Source organism: Streptomyces acidiscabies, assembly GCF_020010905.1.
GTDB classification, from domain to species: Bacteria; Actinomycetota; Actinomycetes; order Streptomycetales; family Streptomycetaceae; genus Streptomyces; species Streptomyces acidiscabies.
Genome location: NZ_JAGJBY010000002.1, coordinates 4,924,640 through 4,946,998, shown reverse-complemented (window position 1 = coordinate 4,946,998; position 22,359 = coordinate 4,924,640). Strand labels below are relative to the sequence as shown.

At 72.4% G+C, this 22,359-nt stretch carries 19 protein-coding genes; 16 read left to right on the top strand and 3 right to left on the bottom strand.

The features are described 5' to 3' along the window. Position 1 precedes the first annotated feature (1 nt). The 13 genes from J8M50_RS48105 to J8M50_RS48045 are packed head-to-tail and all read left to right on the top strand — an operon-like array spanning position 2 to position 14,092. Positions 2–1,519: a right-handed parallel beta-helix repeat-containing protein gene (locus J8M50_RS48105; protein ID WP_029184657.1), complete on the top strand. Its 1,518-nt coding sequence runs from the start codon at positions 2–4 to the stop codon at positions 1,517–1,519. A 1-nt stretch (position 1,520) separates the two neighbouring features. Next, the gene (locus J8M50_RS48100; protein ID WP_010360366.1) at positions 1,521–2,711 is read left to right on the top strand and encodes a membrane protein; all 1,191 of its coding nucleotides are present in this window, start codon (positions 1,521–1,523) and stop codon (positions 2,709–2,711) included. A gap of 2 nt (positions 2,712–2,713) precedes the next feature. After that, on the top strand, positions 2,714–3,913 hold the full coding sequence (locus J8M50_RS48095; protein ID WP_010360367.1) for a glycosyltransferase: 1,200 nt from the start codon (positions 2,714–2,716) through the stop codon (positions 3,911–3,913). Continuing rightward, entirely contained in the window at positions 3,914–5,149 is a 1,236-nt protein-coding gene (locus tag J8M50_RS48090; protein ID WP_029184658.1) for a class I SAM-dependent methyltransferase, read from the top strand. It begins immediately after the preceding gene. After that, positions 5,146–5,922: a glycosyltransferase family protein gene (locus J8M50_RS48085; protein WP_010360369.1), complete on the top strand. Its 777-nt coding sequence runs from the start codon at positions 5,146–5,148 to the stop codon at positions 5,920–5,922. Before J8M50_RS48090 ends, J8M50_RS48085 begins: the two co-directional genes overlap by 4 nt. After that, on the top strand, positions 5,919–6,566 hold the full coding sequence (locus J8M50_RS48080; RefSeq protein ID WP_010360370.1) for a PIG-L deacetylase family protein: 648 nt from the start codon (positions 5,919–5,921) through the stop codon (positions 6,564–6,566). The genes J8M50_RS48085 and J8M50_RS48080 overlap by 4 nt, the downstream gene beginning before the upstream one ends. 2 nt (positions 6,567–6,568) lie before the next feature. Further along, on the top strand, positions 6,569–7,594 hold the full coding sequence (locus J8M50_RS48075; protein WP_010360371.1) for an NAD-dependent epimerase/dehydratase family protein: 1,026 nt from the start codon (positions 6,569–6,571) through the stop codon (positions 7,592–7,594). After that, positions 7,582–8,859: a DUF4910 domain-containing protein gene (locus J8M50_RS48070; RefSeq protein WP_010360372.1), complete on the top strand. Its 1,278-nt coding sequence runs from the start codon at positions 7,582–7,584 to the stop codon at positions 8,857–8,859. The genes J8M50_RS48075 and J8M50_RS48070 overlap by 13 nt, the downstream gene beginning before the upstream one ends. Then, entirely contained in the window at positions 8,856–10,109 is a 1,254-nt protein-coding gene (locus J8M50_RS48065; RefSeq protein WP_075823780.1) for an MATE family efflux transporter, read from the top strand. The genes J8M50_RS48070 and J8M50_RS48065 overlap by 4 nt, the downstream gene beginning before the upstream one ends. Beyond that, positions 10,106–11,053: a glycosyltransferase family 2 protein gene (locus tag J8M50_RS48060; RefSeq protein ID WP_010359403.1), complete on the top strand. Its 948-nt coding sequence runs from the start codon at positions 10,106–10,108 to the stop codon at positions 11,051–11,053. The genes J8M50_RS48065 and J8M50_RS48060 overlap by 4 nt, the downstream gene beginning before the upstream one ends. Then, entirely contained in the window at positions 11,050–12,240 is a 1,191-nt protein-coding gene (locus J8M50_RS48055; RefSeq protein ID WP_010359404.1) for a polysaccharide pyruvyl transferase family protein, read from the top strand. The genes J8M50_RS48060 and J8M50_RS48055 overlap by 4 nt, the downstream gene beginning before the upstream one ends. Then, positions 12,237–12,788, top strand: a complete 552-nt coding sequence (locus tag J8M50_RS48050; RefSeq protein WP_010359405.1) for a dTDP-4-dehydrorhamnose 3,5-epimerase family protein — start codon at positions 12,237–12,239, stop codon at positions 12,786–12,788. The genes J8M50_RS48055 and J8M50_RS48050 overlap by 4 nt, the downstream gene beginning before the upstream one ends. Then, on the top strand, positions 12,785–14,092 hold the full coding sequence (locus tag J8M50_RS48045; RefSeq protein ID WP_040838333.1) for a glutamate-1-semialdehyde 2,1-aminomutase: 1,308 nt from the start codon (positions 12,785–12,787) through the stop codon (positions 14,090–14,092). Before J8M50_RS48050 ends, J8M50_RS48045 begins: the two co-directional genes overlap by 4 nt. A gap of 656 nt (positions 14,093–14,748) precedes the next feature. Here J8M50_RS48045 and J8M50_RS48040 read toward each other — a convergent pair. Together J8M50_RS48040 and J8M50_RS48035 are read right to left on the bottom strand one after the other, a co-directional pair. Next, positions 14,749–15,381: a phosphatase PAP2 family protein gene (locus J8M50_RS48040; protein WP_010359407.1), complete on the bottom strand. Its 633-nt coding sequence runs from the start codon at positions 15,379–15,381 to the stop codon at positions 14,749–14,751. A gap of 64 nt (positions 15,382–15,445) precedes the next feature. Continuing rightward, positions 15,446–16,072, bottom strand: coding sequence for a DJ-1/PfpI family protein (locus tag J8M50_RS48035; RefSeq protein WP_010359408.1), 627 nt, complete (start codon positions 16,070–16,072; stop codon positions 15,446–15,448). Between the two features lie 90 nt (positions 16,073–16,162). On the opposite strand from J8M50_RS48035, the gene J8M50_RS48030 reads away from it, so the two are divergent. The 3 genes from J8M50_RS48030 (at position 16,163) to J8M50_RS48020 (ending at position 21,407) form a co-directional block, all read left to right on the top strand. After that, on the top strand, positions 16,163–17,500 hold the full coding sequence (locus J8M50_RS48030) for an aminotransferase-like domain-containing protein (protein ID WP_010359409.1): 1,338 nt from the start codon (positions 16,163–16,165) through the stop codon (positions 17,498–17,500). Positions 17,501–17,890: 390 nt separating this feature from the next. Beyond that, the gene (locus J8M50_RS48025; protein ID WP_075693965.1) at positions 17,891–19,699 is read left to right on the top strand and encodes an ABC transporter ATP-binding protein; all 1,809 of its coding nucleotides are present in this window, start codon (positions 17,891–17,893) and stop codon (positions 19,697–19,699) included. Further along, positions 19,686–21,407: an ABC transporter ATP-binding protein gene (locus tag J8M50_RS48020; protein ID WP_010359411.1), complete on the top strand. Its 1,722-nt coding sequence runs from the start codon at positions 19,686–19,688 to the stop codon at positions 21,405–21,407. Before J8M50_RS48025 ends, J8M50_RS48020 begins: the two co-directional genes overlap by 14 nt. Here J8M50_RS48020 and J8M50_RS48015 read toward each other — a convergent pair. Next, the gene (locus J8M50_RS48015) at positions 21,388–22,272 is read right to left on the bottom strand and encodes an aldo/keto reductase (protein WP_010359412.1); all 885 of its coding nucleotides are present in this window, start codon (positions 22,270–22,272) and stop codon (positions 21,388–21,390) included. The genes J8M50_RS48020 and J8M50_RS48015 overlap by 20 nt on opposite strands. Positions 22,273–22,359: the final 87 nt, after the last annotated feature.

Here is a 22,359-nt window from a genome sequence, read left to right as displayed (position 1 = left end):
GGTGAGCAGGAAGAGGCGGTACTCCTGGGCGGCGGCGCTCGCCCTGCTGGCGGTGGCCGGCTGCGACAGCGCGCCGGGCGCGAAGCCGGAGCCGACCTCCACGCCGGCCACGTCCGTGTCGGCGTCGGTGGCCCGGGTGTGCGCCAAGCCGGCGGCCGGTCCGGCGTCGGCGCCGAAGGGCGCGGTGACCGTCGACCCGGCCGTACCCGGCGATCTGGCGGAGAAGACGAAGAGCAGCCCCCCGCGCACGACGTTCTGGCTGCGCCCGGGCACGCACCGGCTCGAAGCGGACCGGTACGCCCAGGTCATCCCCAAGGACGGGGACCGCTATGTGGGCGCGCCGGGTGCGGTGCTGGACGGCCGGAAGGTCAACCAGTACGCGTTCGGCGGGCCCGCCCGCGATGTCTCCGTGCGCTATCTGACCGTGCAGAACTTCGTCGCGCCGCACGACGAGGGGGTCGTCAACCACGACTCGGCCGACGGGTGGGTGATCGAGCACACGACGATCCAGCACAACTCGGGGGCCGGGCTGATGGCCGGGGCGCGGCAGCAGGTGCGCGCCAACTGCCTGCGCGGCAACGGGCAGTACGGCATCAACGCGTACAAGTCGGGCCGGATCAGTGGCCTGGTGGTCGAGGGGAACGAGATCACCGGGAACAACACCGGCGACTGGGAGCGCAAGCAGCCCGGCTGCGGCTGCACGGGGGGCATCAAGTTCTGGGCGGTCGACGGGGCCGACGTACGGGGCAACTGGGTGCACTCCAACCGGGGTACCGGGCTGTGGGCGGACACCAACAACAACGACTTCCTGATCGAGGACAACGTCCTGGAGGACAACGACGGGGCCGCGCTGATCTACGAGACCAGCTACAACGCGGTGATCCGGGGCAACACGATCCGGGGGAACAACAAGGTCGAGGGCCGCCGGTACGCGGACCGCGGCGACTCCTTCCCGCTCGCGACGGTCTATCTGTCCGAGTCGGGTGGCGAGCCGCGCGTCCGGGCGCGCACGGACAAGATCGAGGTCTACCGCAACGTCCTGGAGAACAACTGGTCCGGGATCACCCTGTGGGAGAACGCCGACCGGTTCTGCAACAGCCCGGCGAACACGTCGTCCGGCGACTGCACTCTCCTGGTGAAGAAGACCGCCGGCTGTACCCGGCCGGGGATCACGAAGGCGCCGCTGTTCTCGGACTGCCGGTGGAAGACGCAGCGCGTGGAGATCCACGACAACCGGTTCGTGCTGGACAAGGCGGCCGTCGGCTGCACGACGCTGTGCGACCGGATGGCGGTGCTGGCGAACTACGGCACCTATCCGGACTGGTCGCCGTACCAGGGCGACGGGGTCGCCGACGCGATCACGCTGAAGCAGGGCAACCGCTGGTACCACAACGAGTACGCCGGCCCGTGGACGTTCGTCGTCCACGACCCGAGCCGCACGCTCGACGCCGGGCAGTGGCGCAGCGCGCCGTACCGGCAGGACGCGGGCAGCACCTTCCGCGCGCGGGAAGGCGGCTGAGATGGGGGCGCCGAGGCTCGTCGGGACGGTGTGGGGGCTGCTGATCCTCAACACGCTGGGCTCGGCCGGGGCGAAGACCGTCGTGCCGATCCCCCGGTCGCTGATCCAGATGGTGACGATGGGCGCGCTGGTGGCGGCGTTCACGCTGGCGCTCGCGCTGAACCTGCGGCTGAAGGTCCGGGGCAGCGCCTATCTGCTGCTGCTCAGTCTGCTGCTGGTGGTGAGTGTCCTGTCCAGCGTGCACCTGGAGTCCGGGTTCGGGGCGCTGTTCCGGTGCGCCCGCCTCGCGCTCTTCGTGGGCACGCTGTGGCTGCTGACCCGCTGGTGGGACGGCGGCGACACGTTCGTACGGCACCACATCCGGATGTACTTCGCGGTGCTGATGTCGGTGGCGGCGGGCCTGGTGGTGTCGCCGGGCGCCGCGCTGCCGGAGCTGTACGGGGGGCGGCTGGTCGGGGCGCTGTGGCCGCTGACGCCGCCGCAGATCGGGCAGTACGCGGCGGTGATCATCGGTCTTTCGGTGCTGCTCCTGCTGGGCGGGCGGACCGACCGGCGCAGTGCGGCGCTGGTCGTCGTGCCGTCGCTGGTGCTGCTCGCGCTGACCCACACCCGGACGGCGACGCTCGGGCTGCTGGTCGGGCTGACGCTGGCGATCGTGTCGCTGGTGCTGACGAGTTCGTCCGCGCGCCGGTTCTTCTCCTGGTCGGTGCTGACCGCGACCGTGGCGGCCGTGGGGTTCAGCTCGCTGCTCCAGGCGTGGTTCCTGCGCGGGCAGAGCCAGGAGAACTTCACGAGTCTCACCGGGCGGGCGAAGGTGTGGGACGCGCTGCTCGCGGCGCCCCGGTCGCCGACGGAGGAGCTCTTCGGGGTGGGCCTGGGCGACAAGTCGTTCGCGGGCCTGCCGATCGACAACAGCTGGCTGGCCGTCTACAACGAGCAGGGCTTCGCCGGGGTCGGGCTGGTCGCGGCGTTCCTCGTCGTGCTGGCCGCCGTCGCGCTGCTGAGGCCGCCGTCCCTCGCTCGGGCCTGCGCGATCTTCCTGATCAGCTACTGCGCGATCGCGTCGTACACGGAGGCCGGGCTGGGTGACGCCTCGCCGTATCTGCTGCATCTCGCGCTCGCCGGCTCGCTGTTGGCGGCACCGGTGAACACCGCGCCCGGAGTCTCCCGTCTGCCGTCGGAGGTGAACTGACCGTGCACGTCCTCGTGGTGCACAACCGCTACGCCTCGGCGCAGCCGAGCGGTGAGAACAAGGTCGTCGACCAGGAGGTGGCGCTCCTGCGGGAGGCGGGCCACCGGGTCGGGGTGTTCGAGCGGCGCAGCGACGACATCGCCGCCCGCTCCCTGCCGTCGAAGGCCGCGCTGCCGCTGCTGGTGCCGTGGAACCCGGGCGTGCGAAGGGAGTTGGCGGCGCGGCTGCGGGCCGAGCGGCCTGACGTGGTGCACGTCCACAACGTGTTCCCGCTGCTGTCCCCGGCCGTGCTGGCGGCCTGCGCCGACGCGGGGGTGCCCGCCGTGGCGACCCTGCACAACTACACGCAGGTCTGCGCGCCGGGCACGCTCCAGCGGGGCGGCGAGCCGTGCTCGGCGTGCGTCGGCAGGGCGCCGCTGCCCGCCGTACGGCACGGCTGCTACCGGGGCTCGCGCCTCGCCACGGTGCCGCTCGCGCTGAGCCTGGCGGTGAACCGGCGGCGCTGGTGGTCCGGAGTGGAGCGGTTCTTCTGCATCTCCGCCGCCCAGCGCGAGATCCTCGTGCGGTCCGGGATGCCGGCCGAACTGCTGGCGGTGAAGCACAACTTCGTCCCCGAACCGGGCATCGCCCGCACGGGCCCCGGCGAGCACCTCCTCTTCCTGGGCCGTCTCGCGGAGGCCAAGGGGGTGCGGCTGCTGATGGCCGCGTGGGACGAGGTCGCGGCCGGCGGTGGCGTGGGGGTGCCGCTGGTGATCGCCGGGACGGGGCCGCTGGAGGCGGAGGTGACCGCCTGGGCCGCGGGCCGGGACGACGTGCGGTACGTCGGCCTGTACGACACGGACCAGTGCCGGGAGGCCGTCGCGCGGTCGGTCGCCGTGGTCGCCCCGTCGACGTGGCAGGAGGCGTTCGGCCTGGTCGTCGTGGAGGCGATGGCGGCCGGGGTGCCGGTGGTCGCCGCCGGGCACGGGGCGTTCACCGAACTCGTCGAGGACGGGGTGAGCGGGCTGCTGCACCGGCCGGGCGACCCGGCCTCACTGGCGTCCTGCCTGCGCCGGATCACCGGCGCCGACCAGGAGATGGGGCGTGCGGCCAGGCGCCGTTACGAGCAGGGGTTCAGTCCGGCTGTCGGGCTGACACGCCTGCTGGAGGGGTACCGCTCCGCGATCGCGGGGCGGACACAGTCGAGTGGGGGGAACCACTAGATGACACGATGCCGACTCTGCGGCTCACAAGCGCTCGCGAGCGTGGTCGACCTGGGGGCGACACCGCCGTGCGAGAGCTTCCTCGCCGCCGACCAGCTGGACCTGCCGGAGCAGACGTATCCGCTGCACCTGCGGGTGTGCACGGACTGCTGGCTCGCGCAGATCCCGCCGCTGATCACGCCGGAGGAGACGTTCACGCAGTACGCGTACTTCTCGTCCTACTCCACCTCGTGGGTGGACCACGCGCGCACGTTCGTCGCGGGCGCCGTCGAGCGCCTGGGGCTCGGGCCCGACGCGTTCGTGGTCGAGGTCGCCAGCAACGACGGCTACCTCCTGAAGCACGTCGTGGACCGGGGGATGCGCTGCCTGGGCATCGAGCCGTCCGTCAACGTGGGCGCCGCCGCGCGGGAGGCGGGGGTGCCGACGATCACCCGGTTCCTCGACCCGGACGCGGGCGCCGAGGTGCGCGCCGACCACGGTCCGGCGGATCTGGTGGTCGCCAACAACGTGTACGCGCACATCCCCGACGTGGTCGGCTTCACCCAGGGGCTGCGCGCCCTGGTCGCCGACGACGGCTGGGTGTCGATCGAGGTGCAGCACCTGCTGACGCTGATCGAGGACAACCAGTACGACACGATCTACCACGAGCACTTCCAGTACTACTCGGTCGCCGCCGCGATCCGCGCGCTGGCCAGCGGGGGCCTGGCGCTGGTGGACGTCGAGCTGCTGCCGACGCACGGCGGCTCGATCCGCCTGTGGGCGCGCCCGGCGGAGGTCGCGGGCGAGCCGTCCCAGCGGGTGACGGACGTCCTGGACCGGGAGAAGGCGGCCGGGCTCCAGGAGCTGTCCGGGTACACGGAGTTCTCCGCCCGGGTGGCGACCGTACGGCGGGACCTGCTGCGGTTCCTCGTCGAGGCGGCCGAGCGCGGCGAGACGGTCGTCGGGTACGGGGCGCCCGGCAAGGGCAACACGCTGCTGAACCACTGCGGCATCCGCCCCGACCTGCTGCCGTACACGGTCGACCGCAACCCCTACAAGCACGGCCGGTTCACGCCGGGCACCCGGATCCCGATCCTGGCGCCCGAGCAGATCAGCGCCGACCGGCCGGACTACGTCCTGGTCCTGCCGTGGAACCTGCGGGCCGAGCTCACCGAGCAGCTGGCCTTCGTGCACGAGTGGGGCGGCCGGCTGGTCTTCCCCGTCCCGGAACTGAGCATTGTCGAGGTGAAGTCGTGAAGGTCGTCCTGTTCTGCGGCGGTTACGGGCTGCGGATGCGCAGCGGTGCTTCCGACGACGTGCCCAAGCCGATGGCGATGGTCGGTCCGCGCCCGCTGATCTGGCATGTGATGCGCTACTACGCGTACTTCGGGCACACGGAGTTCATCCTGTGCCTCGGCTACGGCGCCGACCACATCAAGAACTTCTTCCTCACCTACGAGGAGACGACGTCCAACGACTTCGTGCTGAGACGCGGACAGACCGAGCTGCTGTCCACGGACATCGCGGACTGGACGATCACGTTCGTGCAGACCGGCGTGGAGTCGCCGATCGGGGAGCGGCTGCGGCGGGTGCGCGAGCACCTGGACGGGGACGAGATGTTCCTCGCCAACTACGCGGACGTGCTGACCGACGCCCCGCTGCCGGAGATGATCGACCGGTTCTCGCAGCGGGACGCGGGGGCGTCGATGATGGTCGTGCCGCCGCAGTCGTCGTTCCACTGCGTGGACCTCGGGGACGACGGCCTGGTGGGGGGCATCACGCCGGTGAGCGATCTGCCGCTGTGGGAGAACGGCGGCTACTTCGTGCTGCGGCAGGAGGTCTTCGACCACATCCCGGAGAACGGGGACCTGGTCGCCGACGGCTGCGCCGAACTCGCCAAGCGGGGACGGCTGGTGGCGCACCAGCACCGGGGGTTCTGGAAGCCGACGGACACCGTGAAGGAGCGGGCCGCGCTCGACGAGGCGTACGCGCGCGGTGAGCGTCCGTGGGCCGTGTGGGAGCGGGTGTGATCCGCCTCGGCGCCGGACGCCTGGAGCGGGTCGCCGCCGTGGGGGCGCACTGCGACGACATCGCGATCGGGGCGGGCGGCACGCTGCTGGCGCTGTGCCGGGCGCACCCGGGTGTCCGGGTGGACGCGCTGGTGCTGTCCGGCGCGGGCACCGAGCGGGAGCAGGAGGAGCGCGACGCGCTCGCCGCGTTCTGCCCGGGCGCCGACCTGCGGCTGACGGTGCTGAAGCTGCCGGACGGCCGCTTCCCGGCGCACTGGGAGGAGGCCAAGGCTGCCGTCGAGGAGCTGCGCGAGCGCACCGACCCGGACCTCGTGCTGGCGCCGCGCACCGACGACGCCCACCAGGACCACCGGGGTCTCGCGCGGCTGATGACCACGGCGTTCCGCGACCACCTGGTGCTCGGCTACGAGATCGTCAAGTGGGACGGCGACCTCGGCCGCCCGTCCGCCTATCAGCCGCTCCCGACGGAGGTCGCCGAGGAGAAGGTGCGCCTCCTCCAGACGCACTACGCCTCGCAGCGCCACCGTCCCTGGTACGACCGCGAGGCGTTCCTCGGCCTCGCGAGGATCCGCGGCATCGAATGCCACGCCCGCTACGCCGAGGCGTTCGCGGTCACCAAACTCACTCTCGACCTGGGGGATTGAACGTGCGTGTACTGCTGACCGGGCACCAGGGCTACCTGGGCACCGTCATGGCCCCGGTCCTCACGGCCGCCGGGCACGAGGTCACCGGCCTGGACGCGGGCCTGTTCGCCGACTGCGTGCTGGGCCCGGCGCCCGCCGACCCGCCGGGCCACCGCGTGGACCTGCGCGACGTCACCGCCGACCACGTCGCCGGCTTCGACGCCGTGATCCACCTCGCGGCCCTCTCCAACGACCCGCTGGGCTCGCTGGCCCCCCAGCTCACCTACGACATCAACCACCACGCCTCCGTCAGCCTGGCCCGCCTCGCCCGCGACGCGGGGGTTCGGCGGTTCCTGTACGCGTCGACGTGTTCCGTGTACGGCGCGGCGGGCGGCGACGACCTGGTGGCCGAGGACGCGCCGCTGCGCCCGGTGACGCCGTACGCGGAGTCCAAGGTGCGCGTCGAGGACGACCTGAACACGCTGGCAGACTCCGACTTCAGCCCGGTGTACATGCGCAACGCGACCGCGTTCGGGTTCTCGCCCCGGCTGCGGGCGGACATCGTGCTGAACAACCTGGTGGGGCACGCTCTGCTGTCCGGCGAGGTGCTGGTGCTGTCGGACGGGACGCCGTGGCGTCCGCTGGTGCACGCGGCGGACATCGCGCGCGCGTTCACGGCCGCGCTGACGGCGCCTCAAGAGGCTGTGCACGACCGGGCGTTCAACATCGGCAGCGAGGCCAACAACGTCACCGTCGCCGATATCGCCGGGCAGGTCGCCGAGGCGGTGGCCGGGTCGAAGGTGCGGATCACCGGCGAGAACGGCGCCGACCCGCGCTCGTACCGGGTGGACTTCTCCCGGTTCCGTACCGCGATCCCCGGCTTCGGCTACGAGTGGTCGGTGCAGCGCGGCGCCCTCGAACTCGCCGACGCCTACCGCCGGTACGGCCTGACCCGGGAGGCTTTCGAGGAGCGCTTCACCCGGCTCGCGGTGCTGCGCGCGGCGTCCGAGGCCGGTGCGGTGGACGACACCCTGCGGTGGCGCGGGTGAGTGCGACCGGCGAGGAGATGCACGCGCTGGTGGAGCGGCTGTATCCCCTCTGCCGGAGCATCACCGGCGACGGGGTGCGCGCGACGCTGGAGATCGTCGGCGAGCACGTGCCGCTGGAGGTCCACGAGGTGCCGACCGGGACGCAGGTCCTGGACTGGACGGTGCCGCAGGAGTGGAACATCCGGGACGCGTACGTCGCCGACGCGACCGGCAGGCGGGTCGTCGACTTCGCCGCGTCGAGCCTCCATGTCCTCGGCTACAGCGTGCCGGTGGCGCGGAGGATGCCGCTCGCCGAACTCCGTGAGCACCTGCACACCCTGCCGGACCATCCGTCCTGGGTGCCGTACCGCACCAGCTACTACAAGCCGACCTGGGGTTTCTGTCTGGCCCAGGACACCCTGGACGCGCTCCCGGACGGCGAGTACGAGGTGCGGATCGACTCCACGCTCGCCGACGGCCACCTCACCTACGCCGAGCACGTGATCCCCGGTCAGGTCCCCGACGAGGTGATCGTCTCCTGCCACGTCTGCCACCCGTCGCTGGCCAACGACAACCTCGCCGGCATCGCGGTCGCGACCTACCTCGCGAAGGCGCTGGCCGAGCGACAGCCGTACTACACCTACCGGTTCATCTACGCGCCCGGCACGATCGGGGCGATCACCTGGCTGGCCCGCAACGCGGAGCGGATCGACCGGGTCAAGCACGGGCTGGTGCTGGCCTGCGCCGGGGACCCGGGACAGTTGACGTACAAGAAGAGCCGGCGCGGCGACGCGGAGATCGACCGGGTGATGGGGCATGTGCTGGCCGAACGCCCGCATCTGGTCAAGGAGTTCAGCCCGTACGGCTACGACGAGCGCCAGTACTGCTCCCCCGGGTTCGACCTCGGTGTGGGCTCGCTCAGCCGGACCCCGTACGCCGGGTACCCCGAGTACCACACCTCGGCGGACGATCCGGACTTCGTGTCCCCGGCGGCGATGGAGGACACCCTCGCCGTGTGCCGGGAGGCGTTCGGGGTCCTGGACCGCAACCGGCGGTACGTGAACCTCAGCCCGTACGGGGAACCGCAGTTGGGGCGCCGGGGGCTGTACGAGTCGCTCGGCGGGCGCAGTGACGCGCAGCAGGCGCAGATGGCGATGCTGTGGGTGCTGAGCCTCTCCGACGGGGAGCATTCGCTGCTGGACGTCGCCGAGCGGGCCGGGCTGGAGTTCGGCACGGTCGTCGCGGCGGCGGACGCGCTGCACGACGCGGGTCTGATCAAGGCATGACGCCGGCACGGGGGTTCGTGAAGCGGCTGTCCTGGGGGCTCGCCGACCAGGCGGCCTCCAGCATCAGCAACTTCGCGGTGGGCCTGTACGTGGCGCGCTCGCTGGGGGTGACCGCGTTCGGCGTGTTCAGCCTCGCGTGGGTGACGTACGGCGTGGTCCTGAACGTCTCGCGGGGCCTTGCGACCGACCCGCTGGTCGTACGGTTCAGCGGGGTGCCGGAGTGGTCGTGGCGGGGCGCGGTGGCCCGGTCGACGGGGACGGCGCTCGGCGTCGGCGCGGCGCTCGGCGCGGTGTCCGTGGTCGCCGGGCTCGCGCTCGGCGGCAGCGTGGGGCCCGCGTTCGCGTGTCTCGGCGTGATGCTGCCGGGGCTGCTGCTCCAGGACGCGTGGCGGTACGCGTTCTTCGCGGCGGGCGCCGGGCGCAAGGCGTTCGTCAACGACGTCGTGTGGGGCGTCGCGCTGGTCCCGGCGCTGCTGGTCGCGGCCCGGGTGGGGAGCGTGGCCGCGTTCGTGCTGGCCTGGGGCGCGTCGGCGACGGTGGCCGCCGGGTACGGCTACGTCCAGTCCGGCATCCTTCCCCGGGTGACCCTGGCCCGTGGCTGGCTGCGTGAGCAACGCGACCTCGGTTACCGGTACTTGGTCGAGAACGTCAGTCTCAGCGGGGCGAGCCAGCTGCGCGCGTACGGTCTCGGCGCGATCGTCGGCGTCGGTGCGGTGGGCGCGGTGCGGGGGGCGGAGCTGCTGATGGGGCCGTTCCTCGCCGTGCTGATGGGGCTGTCGCTGGTGACCGTGCCGGAGGCGGCGCGGGTGCTGCGGCAGGCCCCGCACCGGCTCAGGTCGTTCTGTCTCCTGCTGGGCGGCGGGCAGGCCGTCGGCGCGCTGCTGTGGGGCGGGGCGCTGCTGCTGGTGCCAGGCAGGCTGGGCGAGTTCGCGCTCGGCGACGTCTGGCACTCCGCGTCCGAGCTCATCGCGGCGATCGCCCTCGGCGTCGCGGGCGCCGGTCTCGGCACGGGCGCGGCGGCCGGGCTGCGCGCGCTCGGCGCGGCCCGGCGCAGCCTGCGCGCCCAGCTCTTCGCCTCCGTCGCTTACGTCGGCGGCGGCCTCGGCGGCGCCGCCCTGGCCGGCACGGTCGGCTCGGCCTGGGGCGTCGCCGCCGCGACCGTCACCAGCTCGGCCGTGTGGTGGCTGCACCTGCGGACCGCCCTGCGCGAGCGCCGCCCCGATCCGATTCCCGAAGTGAGGACGCCATGACCGCCCGCCCGAGGCTGAGCATCGGCCTGCCCGTCTACAACGGCGAGGAGTACCTCGCCGAGTCCTTCGACGCCCTGCTCGGCCAGACCTACGAGGACTTCGAGCTGATCGTCTCGGACAACGCCTCGGCCGACGGGACGCAGGAAATCTGCCGCAAGTACGCGGCGCAGGACTCCCGTATCCGCTATCTGCGCCTCCCCCGGAACATCGGGGCGACGCCGAACCACAACCACGTGTTCGCGGAGTGCCGGGGCGAGCTGTTCAAGTGGGCCTCGCACGACGACCTGTACGCCCGTGACCTGCTCAAGCGCTGCGTGGAGGCGCTGGACGAGCGTCCTGACGTCATCCTCGCCCACGCCGACCAGGCGGTCATCGACGAGCACGGTCAGGTGAAGGTGCCGTACGCGTACACCCTCGACACCGCGTCGCCGGACGCGCCGAAGCGGTTCCGCAGCATGCTGTTCGAGCCCGGCGGGGACGACTTCTACGGGGTGATCCGGGCCGAGGCGCTGCGGCGGGTGAAGCCGATGGACAGCTACCACCACGCGGACCGTACGTTCGTCGCCGAGATCGCGCTGCACGGGCGGTTCCACCAGGTGCCGGAGCTGCTGTACTTCCGCCGCGACCACCCGACCCGCGCCGAGCGCGCGAACCCGTCGAAGCGGGCGCGGTGCGTGAACCTGGACCCGCGCCGGGCGGGGCCGCTGCATCCGACGCCCCGGCTGCTCGCCGAGTACGTGTGGGGGTTCGCCTCCGCGATCCGGCGGGCGCCGCTGTCGTCGGCGGACCGGCGGGCGTGCTTCGGGCATCTCGCGGCGTGGATGACGAGCCGGGCGCGGACGGGCGGCGGTGAGCGGGTCGAGGACCGGGCGCCGGTCGACCCGTCGGAGCTGTCCGTGTCCGTGGATGACCTGGTCGCGGGCCGTGAGGGGAGGCGGGCGTGAAGCCGGTGCGCGTCGGGGTGTTCGGGCTGCTCGGCTCCGGGAACCTCGGCAACGACGGGTCGCTGGAGGCCGTCCTGCGCCATCTGCGGGACCGGCATCCGTCGGTGACCGTGGACGCGCTGTGCGGCGGCCCCGAGGCGGTGACGGCGAAGTTCGGCATCCCCGCGACCCGGCTGCACTGGTACCGGGGCGAGTACCGGACGGCGTCCCGGGTGGGGGCGATCGCCGGGAAGGGGTTCGGGAAGGTCGTCGACATCTTCCGTACGGCCGCCTGGGTGCGGCGGCACGACGTGGTGATCGTGCCGGGGATGGGCGTCCTGGAAGCCACGCTGCCGCTGCGGCCGTGGGGGTTCCCGTACGCGCTGTTCCTGCTCTGCGCGAGCGGGCGGCTGCTGGGCACGCGGGTCGCGCTGGTCTGCGTCGGCGCCGCCGAGATCGGGAACCGGCCGACGCGGGCGCTGGTGCGGTGGTCGGCGCGACTCGCGGCGTACCGCTCGTACCGGGACGACAAGGCGCGTGACGCGATGCGGGCGATGGGGGTGGACACCTCGCGGGACGAGGTCTATCCGGACCTCGCGTTCTCGCTGCCGGTGCCGGTGGCCGCGGCGTCCTCGGGGACGGTGTGCGTCGGCGTCATGGACTTCCACGGCAGCAACGACGACCGGGCGCGGGCCGACGAGATCTACGGCCGGTATCTCGACGGGACGATCCGGTTCGTGCGGGTGCTCGTCGGGGAAGGGCGGCCGGTGCGGCTGCTGACCGGCGACACGTGCGACGCGTCGGTGGTCGCCGCGATCCTCGACGCGGTGGACTCGCCGCTGGTCAGCGCCGCCGAACCGGCCTCGCTGGCCGACCTGATGACGGAGATGGCGGCGGCCGACGCGGTCGTCGCCGTCCGCTACCACAATCTGATCTGCGCCCTGAAGACCGGTACGCCCGTCCTCGCGCTCAGCTATGCCGCGAAGAGCGAGGCGCTCATGGCGTCGATGGGGCTCGGCCCGTACTGCCATCCGGCGCGCGCCGTCGACGCCGACCGGCTCCTCGAACAGTTCCGGGAGCTGGAGAAGCGCTCGGCGGAGGTGCGGCGGACGCTCGCCGACAGCAACCTCGCGGCCTCGCGGCGCCTGGAGCACCAGTTCGCCGCCCTGACCACCGTCCTGTACCCGTCCAGCCAGGAGGCTCCTTGAAAGCGACCGCAGTCCCCGAGATCACCGGCGCGTATCTGTTCGAACCGACGCCGTACGCCGACGAACGCGGCTTCTTCTGCCGCACCTTCGACGCCGACGTCGTCCGGTCGGTGGGCATCGACCCGGACGCCTTCGTGCAGGACAGTCTGTCGCGGTCGGTGCGCGGGGTGCTGCGCGGCCTGCATCTGCGGGCGGGCGCGGGCGAGGCCAAGCTCGTGCGGTGCTCGTCGGGGCGGGTCTTCGACGTGGTCGTGGATCTGCGGGCGTCCTCGCCGACGTACCTGAACCGGGCCTTCTTCGAGCTGTCCGGTGAGACGCAGGTGAGCCTGTACATCCCGGCGGGCTGTGCGCACGGCTTCCAGGCGCTGACCGAGACCGCCGACACGTCGTACCGCATCGACCGGCCGCACGATCCCGCCGAGGACGTCACGATCGCTTTCGACGACCCGGAGTTGGGGATACCTTGGCCGCTGCCCGCCGCCTCGATGTCCCCCCGGGACATGGAGGCTCCCGGGCTCGCCGAGGTTCTCAAGCGGCTGGAGGGATGAGAGTGGGCACGGAGAAGTCGCGTCAGGCCAACGAGCGGCTGCACGCCCTGATCCCCGGGGGCGCGCACACCTACGCCAAGGGCGACGACCAGTACCCGGAGCATCTGGCGCCGGTCATCAGCCACGGGCGCGGCGCGCATGTGTGGGACGTCGACGGCAACCGGTACGTCGAGTACGGGTCCGGGCTGCGGTCCGTCAGCCTCGGCCACGCGCATCCGCGTGTCACCGAGGCGGTGCGGCAGCAGCTCGACCGGGGTGCGGGGTTCGTGCGGCCGTCCATCGTCGAGGTCGAGGCCGCCGAGCGGTTCCTCGCGACCGTGCCGACCGCCGAGATGGTCAAGTTCGCGAAGAACGGCTCCGACGCGACGACCGCCGCCGTACGCCTCGCCCGCGCCGCCACCGGCCGGTCCCGGGTCGCCCTCTGCGCCGACCATCCCTTCTTCTCCACCGACGACTGGTTCATCACGACCACACCGATGTCCGCCGGCATCCCGTCGAACGACCTCACGGTGTCGTTCCCGTACGGCGACCTCGCCGCCACGGAGGCGCTGCTCGCCCGCGACGGTGACATCGCCTGCCTGATCCTCGAACCGGCCACCCACACCGAGCCGCCGCCCGGGTACCTCGCCGGTCTGCGGGAACTCGCCGACCGGTACGGGTGCGTGCTGATCTTCGACGAGATGATCACCGGGTTCCGGTGGTCCGAGGCGGGGGCGCAGGGCCTGTACGGAGTCGTCCCCGACCTCTCGACGTTCGGCAAGGCCCTCGGCAACGGCTTCGCCGTCTCCGCGCTCGCCGGGCGCCGGGAGCTGATGGAGCTGGGCGGGTTGCGGGGCTCCGGTGACCGGGTGTTCCTGCTGTCGACGACGCACGGGGCGGAGACGCACTCGCTGGCCGCCGCGATGGCCGTGCAGAGCGTGTACGTCGAGGAGGGGATCACGGCCCGGCTGCACGCGCTCGGGGAGCGGCTGGCTGCGGGGGTGCGGGACGCTGCCGCTGGGATGGGGGTCGGGGAGCATGTCGTGGTGCGGGGCCGGGCGAGCAACCTGGTCTTCGCGACGCTCGACGCGGAGGGGCGTCCTTCGCAGGAGTACCGGACGCTGTTCCTGCGGTGCCTGCTCGCGGGCGGGGTGCTGGCGCCGTCGTTCGTGGTGAGCAGTGCGTTGACCGAGGGGGATGTGGATTGCACGGTGGAGGTGGTGGGGCAGGCTTGTGCGGTTTATCGGAAGGCGTTGGATGCGGGGGATCCGGGGCCGTGGATGGGGGGTCGGGCGGTGAAGCCGGTGTTTCGGAGGCGGGTGTGAGGGGCCTTCGGGCTCGGGGGTGAGGGGCGTCGGGGGCCGGGGGGATAGGCCGTCGGCAATCGGTAGGAGGGGGACGTCGGGGGCTGGGACGACCGGCCTTCGGCCACGGGGGGCAAGGCGGGCCGGCGCAGGGACGGGCCCTCGGCGATCGGTGAGAGGGGGACGGCCGGGGCTGGGACGACCAGCCTTCAGCCACCAGAGCAAGGCGGGCCGGAGGCCAGGGTGACCGGCCTTCGAACGCGGCGACAACGCGCACCGGCGCCCGGGACGACGGGCCCCCGGCGATCGGTGAGAAGGGGACGTCGAGGGCTGGGACGACCGGCCTTCGGCCACGGGGGCGAGGCGTGTCGGCGCCGGGACGGGCCGTCGGTAAGCGGTGAGAGGGGGACAGCCGGGGCTGGGACAACCAGCCTTCAGCCACCAGAGCAAGGGGCACCGGAGGCGAGGGTGATCGGCCTTCGAACGCGGCGGCAACGGGCCCCGGCGCCCGGTGAGAAGGGGACGTCGAGGGCTGGGACGACCGGCCTGCGAACGCGGCAGCGACGCGCGCCGGGCTCCCGGGGCAACAGGCCCTCGGCGATCAGTGGGAGGGGCCCTCGGCGGCTCGGTCGTGGGTGTGAGGGCGTGCCCCCGGTCCTGCCCCCTCCCCCGTGCCCTCAACGGCGTCCGTGGCGAGTCACGTCCAGTGTCCACGCCGTCGCCGGTGTTGTCGTCAGTGCCGTGCACCAGCCGCCCAGGACGTCCGTCGGGTAGTGCGCGCCCAGCGTTACCTGTGCCCAGCCCATGACGGCGCCCGCGAACAGCGCGGCGCCCAGGACCAGCCCTAGGCCCGCCGCCCTGCCCAGTCCGAGTCGGCCCGCCGCGATCAGCCCCGCCGCCAACGCGAGCGACGTGAGGAACGCCGTGTGGCCGCTCGGGTAGGACAGGTTGTCGGGGCCATGGATCGTGCGGCCCACCACGTGTTTGAGCAGTGTCGCCGTCACCACGCTGACTCCGACGGCCAGGGCGACGAGCAGCGCGGCGCGGGGCAGCCGCAGCAGCAGACAGCCCGTCAGGACCGCGCCGACCAGCAGCGCGGAGCCGAGGGGTTCGCCCAGGAAGTCGATGGCCAGGGCGACGTCCCGCCAGCCCGGGCCCGCCTTCTCCAGCGCCGTCGAGATCGGGGCGTCCGCGCCGCCGGGTTCGCTGTCACCGGCGTACAGGATCGCGAGGACGACGACCACCAGCGCCGCGAGGATCGCGGTCAGCCCGAGCCAGCGGCGTAAAGGAGGGGGGAGAGCCGGGGTCACAGGTCACCGCTCCGCCGTCGGACCACTGACACTGGAGCCCCCCTCGTCGTATCCCCTCGTCACCCTAACGTGGGGGCTGTCCCGTCAGTGCCGGAGCCGGGAGATACGGCGTGATATTGCGCCACGCCCGCTCGACGTACTCCTCCTTCTCCCCCACCGGCGCGACATAGTGCAGCGCGCTCTCTGCGGCCTCGTGCCCCTTGAGGCGCGCGATGATCCACCCGGCGAGGTAGTGCGAGGCGAGGCACCCACCGGCCGTGGCGATCGTGCCGTCCGCGTAGAAGGGCTGGTCGAGGACGTCGACCCCGGCCGCGACGACCCAGGGTTTGCTGACCAGGTCCGTGCAGGCGGGGATGCCATCGAGGAGCCCGAGCCTGGCCAGGACGAGCGCGCCGGAGCACTGCGCGGCGATGAGCTGACGCTCGGGGTCGAGCCCGCGCAGGACGCTCATGATCGCCGGGTTCTCGACGACCTCGCGGGTGGCGATACCGCTCCCGACGATCACGGCGTCGGCGGCGCAGGCCTCCTCAAGGGTGGACATCTGCTCGACGACCACCCCGTTCATGGACGTGACCTTGGGGGCGGGGGTCGCGAGGGTGACCCTCCAGTCCTTGACGCGGTTGAGGACACCGAGGGCGATGAGGGAGTCGAGTTCGTTGTAGCCCTCGAAGGTGAGGATGGCGATGTGCACGGCGGCGTTCCCTTCCGTAGGCGGGGAATGCCGACGGTAGGAACCAGCGGCCAGGACAGTCAAAGAATTGTCATGGATACACTTCGCGGCATGGCGGCACCCCGGTACAAGACCCTGGTCGACACGTTCGCGTCCGACATCCGCGCGGGCCGGCTCACGGCGGGCGCCCGGCTGCCGACCCACCGCGCGCTCGCCGCCCGCGAGGGCATCGCCCTGGTGACCGCGACACGCGTGTACGCCGAACTGGAGGCGATGGGCCTGGTCAGCAGGGAACAGGGCCGGGGGACGTTCGTACGGGACATCGCGGTGCCCGAAGGCCACGGCATCGACCAGCAGGTCATCGCGACGGAGGCCGTCGACCTCAACTTCAACTACCCGTCCCTCCCCGACCAGGCCGACCTCCTGCGGCAGGCCCTGCGGGAGACGGCCACCTCCGGCGAGCTGGACGCGCTGCTGCGCTACCAGCCGCACCGGGGCCGCGCCCAGGACAGGGCGTCGATCGCCCGGCACCTCGAACACCGGGGACTCGCCGTCGGCCCGGACCGGGTCCTCGTCGTGAACGGCGCCCAGCACGGCCTGGCCGTCACCGTCATGGCCACGCTCGCGCCGGGAGACGTCGTCGCGGTCGACGCGCTCACCTACCCGGGGTTCAAGGTCCTCGCGCAGGCCTTCCGCCTCGACCTGGAGCCCCTGCCCGCCACCGCCCAGGGCCCTGACCTGGACGCCTTCGAGAAGCTGTGCGCGACCCGCCCCGTACGCGCCGTCTACACGATGCCGACCCTGCACAACCCGCTGGGCTGGATCATGCCCGCGCCCGACCGCGCCCGGCTGATCGAGACCGCCCGCCGGTACGGGACGCTGCTCGTCGAGGACGCCACGTACGCCTACCTCGCCGAGGACCCGCCGCCACCGCTGGCGGCGAGCGCGCCCGACATCACCGTGTACGTCTCCGGGTTGTCCAAGAGCGTCGCCACCGGCCTGCGGGTCGGGTTCGTCGCCGCCCCGCCCCACCTGGTCGCGCCGCTGGAGCGCGCGATCCGGGCGACCACGTGGAACACCCCGGCGCTGACGACGGCCATCGCGTGCCGGTGGCTGGACGACGGGACGGTGGGCCGTCTGGAGGCGCGCAAACGGGAGGACGCGCGAGCCCGACAGACAATCGCAGCGCAGGAGTTGGCGGGACTACCGCTGATCGGCCACCCCTCCTCGTACTTCACCTGGCTGCCCCTGCCGGACGACGCCCGCGCGGACCGGCTCACGGCCACGCTCGCGCGCCTGAACATCTCGGTGAGCACGGCGGAACCCTTCACCACCACGAAGCACACCCCCCAGGCGCTGCGCCTCGCCCTCGGCTCGACCGATCCGGACAGTCTCCGGTCGACCTTGCGGACGGTACGACGGGTCGTGGTCGAGGACGCGACCGTCTGACGGCCGGGGACCGACCAGAAAACAATGCCGATGCCCCCGAACTGTCCAGGCTCGCCGAGGGAGCCGCTCGCCTCCGAGGTCTACCGGGCCCCGACCGGCGACACACCCCCGGAGCCGATGCGCATCCTGTAGATCTACGCCTCGGCGAACGCCACCCGCACCCTGACCGAGACCGGCGGGGTTACGCCGCCCGGGTGTATCGTCGCCGCCGCAGGAGGACCGACGTACCGGAAGTGAAGGGGGTGTTGTCGATGGCCGCCGTTCGTACGCCCATCGCCCTCAGCACCCCGCTCACCGTCTGAGACGCCGTATCGGCGCACCGGTGGGCACTTCTCTCGGGAGACTGTCGTGCCCTGTCACGAAAACACTCGTTCCTCCGTGCGGTCGTTGATGCGGCTGTACCCCTATATCCGGCCGTACCGTCGGCGGCTTCGGGCGGGGACGGCGTTGGCCGCGCTCGCGGCGCTGCTCGCGCTGGCGATGCCGCAGGTTCTGAAATGGATCGTCGACGGGCCGCTGGCCCGGCGGGATCCGTCGGGTGTGGTGCTCGGCGGGCTGGCGCTGCTGCTCGTGGGAGTCGCCGAGGCGGTGCTCTTCGGTGTCCGGCGCCGGGTGACGGCCGGGCCGCTCGCCGACATCGAGGCGGGGCTGCGGACCGGCTTCCACCGGCATGCGCAGCGGCTGCCGGTCGCCGTCCACGACGAGTGGTCCAGCGGGCAGCTCCTGTCGCGGGGGATGTCGGATCCGCAGGTCGTGCGGATGGTCGTCGCCGGTCCGCTGACGTTCCTGCCGGTGCACACGGTCACGCTCGTCGCCGGTGCGGTGGTCCTGTTCGTGGAGCGGTGGACGCTCGCCGTCGTCGTCCTGTCGCCCGTCGCGCCGCTGATCTTCCTGTCGTACCGGTTCGAGTCCCGGTACGCGGCGGCGACCCGTCGGGCACAGGATCTGTCGGGCGATCTGACGACGACGGTCCTGGAGTCGGTGACGGGTATCCGGGTGATCAAGGGCTTCCGTCGCGGCGACGACCGGATCGCCCGGTTCCGTGAGCAGGTCGCGCGGGCGCGTGAGGCCGAGGCGTACAAGGCGCGGCTGCTCGGCGGCATCGCCGTACCGGTCGCCGTCCTGCCGGGGCTCGCGATGACGGGTGCGCTGGTGGCGGGCGCGGTGCAGGTGGCGCGCGGGGAGCTGTCGACCGGGACGCTGCTGGCGTTCATGGGGACGGTGGCCGCGCTGCGGCCGGCGATCGAGCAGAGCGGGGGGCTGCTGGCCGTGTGCCATGACGGGGCGGCGGCTGCGGACCGGTACTTCGAGGTGCTGGATCAGAGGGGCGGTACGGGGAGTGCCGCGTCGGCCCGGCGTGAACCGGCCTCACGCCCCGCGCCCGCCCGGCCTGGACCGGTCTCATGCCCCGCGCTCTCGAAAGCAGCGCCCGCCCGGCGCGGACCGGCCGAACTCGTGCTCACCGACGTCGGTTTCCGCCACCCGGACACACCCACCGGCAGTCCCCCAGCCCTGCGGAACATCAGTCTGCGGATCGCCCCCGGAGAGACGCTGGCCGTGGTCGGCCCCACCGGAAGCGGCAAGACCACCCTCGCCTCACTGATCACGGGACTGTACGCCCCCACCACCGGCCGCATCACACTCGACGGCGTCGACACCTCGGCCGTCCCCCGCGCCGACTGGACGTCCGCGGTGTCCGTCGCCTTCGACGAACCGGTCCTGTTCTCCGGCACCCTCGCGGACAACGTCCTCATGGGAGCCGAGGCCACGCCGGGCGACGTCGAGCAGGCTCTGCGCGCCGCATGCGCCGACACCTTCGTCAGCCGGCTCGCCGAGGGCCTGCGCACCCGCGTCGGTGAGAACGGGCTGTCGCTGTCCGGCGGCCAGCGCCAGCGGATCGCGCTCGCGCGGGTCCTGGTCCGGCGTCCCCGGCTCGCGGTGCTGGACGATCCGCTGTCGGCCCTGGATCTGCGTACCGAGGCACGGGTCCACGACGCGGTACGTCAGGTGCTGGCCTCGACGACAGCCGTGGTGATCGCCCACCGCCCGTCGACCGTGCTGCTGGCGGACCGGGTCGTGGTGCTGGACGAGGGCCGGGTCGTCGCCGTCGGCACGCACGAGGAGCTGCTCGCCGCGAGTCCGGCGTACCGGGCCCTGATGACGTTCGACCTGCGGGAGGGCTCCGATGGACGCGCTTGAGGCGACGCCTCCGCCGGGGGCGGCACGGCGGCTGCTGCGGTCGGTGCTGGGGGCGGACGTCCGGCGGCTGTGGCTGGCCGTCGTGGTCGTCCTGCTCCAGCAGGCGGCGGCGCTGGCCGGCCCGGTGTTCGTCGCCGTGACCATCGACCGGGCCGTCCCTGCGCTGCGCGGCGGCGACGCGGGGCCCCTCGTCGCCGTAGCCGTCGGCTGTACGTGCTGTGTCACGGCGGCCGGTGTGCTCCAGAGCCTGTTCGTGCGGCTGTCCGCCGGGATCGGGCAGCGCGTGGTCGCCGAGATCCGGATGCGGCTGTTCACGCACCTCCAGGCGCAGAGCGTGGCCTTCCACGACGAGCACGCCTCCGGCACGCTGGCCGCGCGGGCGTCCGGTGATGTCGACGCCGTACGCGGTCTCTTCCTGAGCGGTCTCGATCAGATCGTCACCGCGGCGGTGTCCCTGGTGTACATCGCCTCGGCGCTGCTGATGCTCGACCTGCCGCTCGGTCTCGCCGCGCTCGCCGCCCTGGCGCCGGTCTGCTGGACCATGCGGTCGTTCCGGAGGCGGTCGCTGCCGGTGTATCACCGGCGTTCGACGGCGGCGGGGGCGGTCGCCGGTGACCTGCGGGAGACGTTCGCGGGGATCCGTACCGTCCGGGCGTTCGGCCGTGAAGGGGCCAACGAGCGGCGGTTCGCCGGGCTCGACCGGCGTCACCGGGACGAGAACGAGCGGGCGGAGCTGGAGATGGCGCGGTACGTGACCTCGTCACGCCTCGTCGCGAACGCCGCCGTGGCAGGGCTGGTGCTGTGGGGCGGGTACCGGGTGGCCGGCGGGACGCTGGAGGTGGGGGCGTACGCCGGGGTGGTGCTGTATCTGCGGGATCTGTACGACAAGCCGCTGCGGCTGGGCGGGGTTCTGGACGCGTACCAGGCCGCGGCGGCGTCGCTGGGGAAGATCGCGGTACTGCTGGCCGTCCGGCCGGCCGTCGCCGAACCCGCCTGCCCCGTTCCGCTCCCCGCCGGGCGCGGGGTCCGTTTCGAGAACGTCTCCTTCGCCTACGACGGCGGGCCCGACGTCCTGCGCGGCTTCGGCCTGACCCTTGCGGCGGGCCGGACCGTCGCGCTGGCCGGGCCCTCCGGCGGCGGCAAGTCCACCCTGGCCAAGCTGCTGGCCCGCTTCCACGACCCCACCGCCGGCCGTGTCCTCCTCGACGGCGTCGACCTGCGCGACCTCTCGGCGGCCGACCTGCGCCACGGCGTGGTCATGGTCCCCCAGGAGAGCTTCCTCTTCTCCGGCACCGTCGCCGAGAACATCGCCCTGGGCCGCCCCGACGCCAGCCCCGAGGAGATCCGGTACGCCGCCGAGGCGACCGGCGCCCACCGGTTCATCTCCGCTCTCCCGGACGGCTACGCGACCGATGCCGGTGGCCGCTTCTCCGCGGGTCAGCGTCAACTCGTCGCGCTGACCCGCGTGTTCCTCGTGAACCCGTCCGTCATCGTCCTCGACGAGGCCACCGCGGTCCTCGACATCCCGACCGAGCGTGCCGTCCACGAGGCGATGCGTACGGTGTTCCGGGGGCGGACGGTCCTCGTCGTCGCCCACCGGCCGTCCACCCTCCGCATCGCCGACCGTGTCCTGGTGCTGGCCGACGGCCGTGTCGTCCAGGACTGCGCCCCGGCGGAACTCACCGCGCTCACGCCTCGGAAATCGTGAGCCCCAAGCTCAGCGGGTCCCGTTCGTCGGGGTCCGGGCCGTTGCGTACGCCCGTGTCGAGTGCGTCGATGCGGGTGAGGTCGGCCAGGGAGAGGGTGAAGTCGGAGACCGCGAAGTTCTCGGCGATGCGGGTGGGGTTCGTGGATTTGGGGATGGCTGAGCGGCCCTGCTGGAGGTGCCAGCGGAGCATGATCTGGGCTGGGGTCCTGGCGTAAGTGTCGGCGAGTTCGCGCAGGACGGGGTCGGTCAGGACGTTCCTGCGGTGCTCGCCCCAGCCCGGGTAGAAGGTGATGCCGCCGATCGGGGACCATGCCTGGGTGAGGATGCCGTGCTCGGCGTCCGCCTTCTGGACCTCGGGCTGCGTGAAGTAGGGGTGCAGTTCGATCTGGTTGACGGCCGGTACGACGTCGGTGCGGTCGAGGAGTTCCGCGAGGTGGCCCGGCATGAAGTTGCTGATGCCGATGGCGCGGACCTTGCCGTCGGCCAGGAGCTTCTCCAGCGCCCGGTAGGCGGCGACCGTGCGGTCGAAGTCCTTGGGGGCGGGCTGGTGCAGGATCAGGAGGTCGATCTGGTCGACGCCGAGTTTCCGCGCGGACTTGTCGTAGGCGTGCAGGGTCTCGTCGTACCCGTAGTCGCTCACCCAGACCTTGGTCTCGATGAACACCTCGGAGCGGTCCAGGCCGGAGCGGCGGATGCCCTCGCCGACCTCGCGTTCGTTGCCGTAGGCGGCGGCCGTGTCGATGTGCCGGTAGCCCGTCGCCAGGGCGGCCTCCACGGCTGCCGTGGTCTCCTCGGGGGCGGACTGGAAGACGCCCAGGCCGAGGGCGGGCATGGTGACGCCGTTGTTCAGCTGAAGACTGGTCATGACTCCACCGTAGGTCGGTAGTTTCCTCGTCGGTCATCGGAGCCTCCGCCGTGTGCCGTACGCAGAGTTCCCCGCCGAAGGTCACCT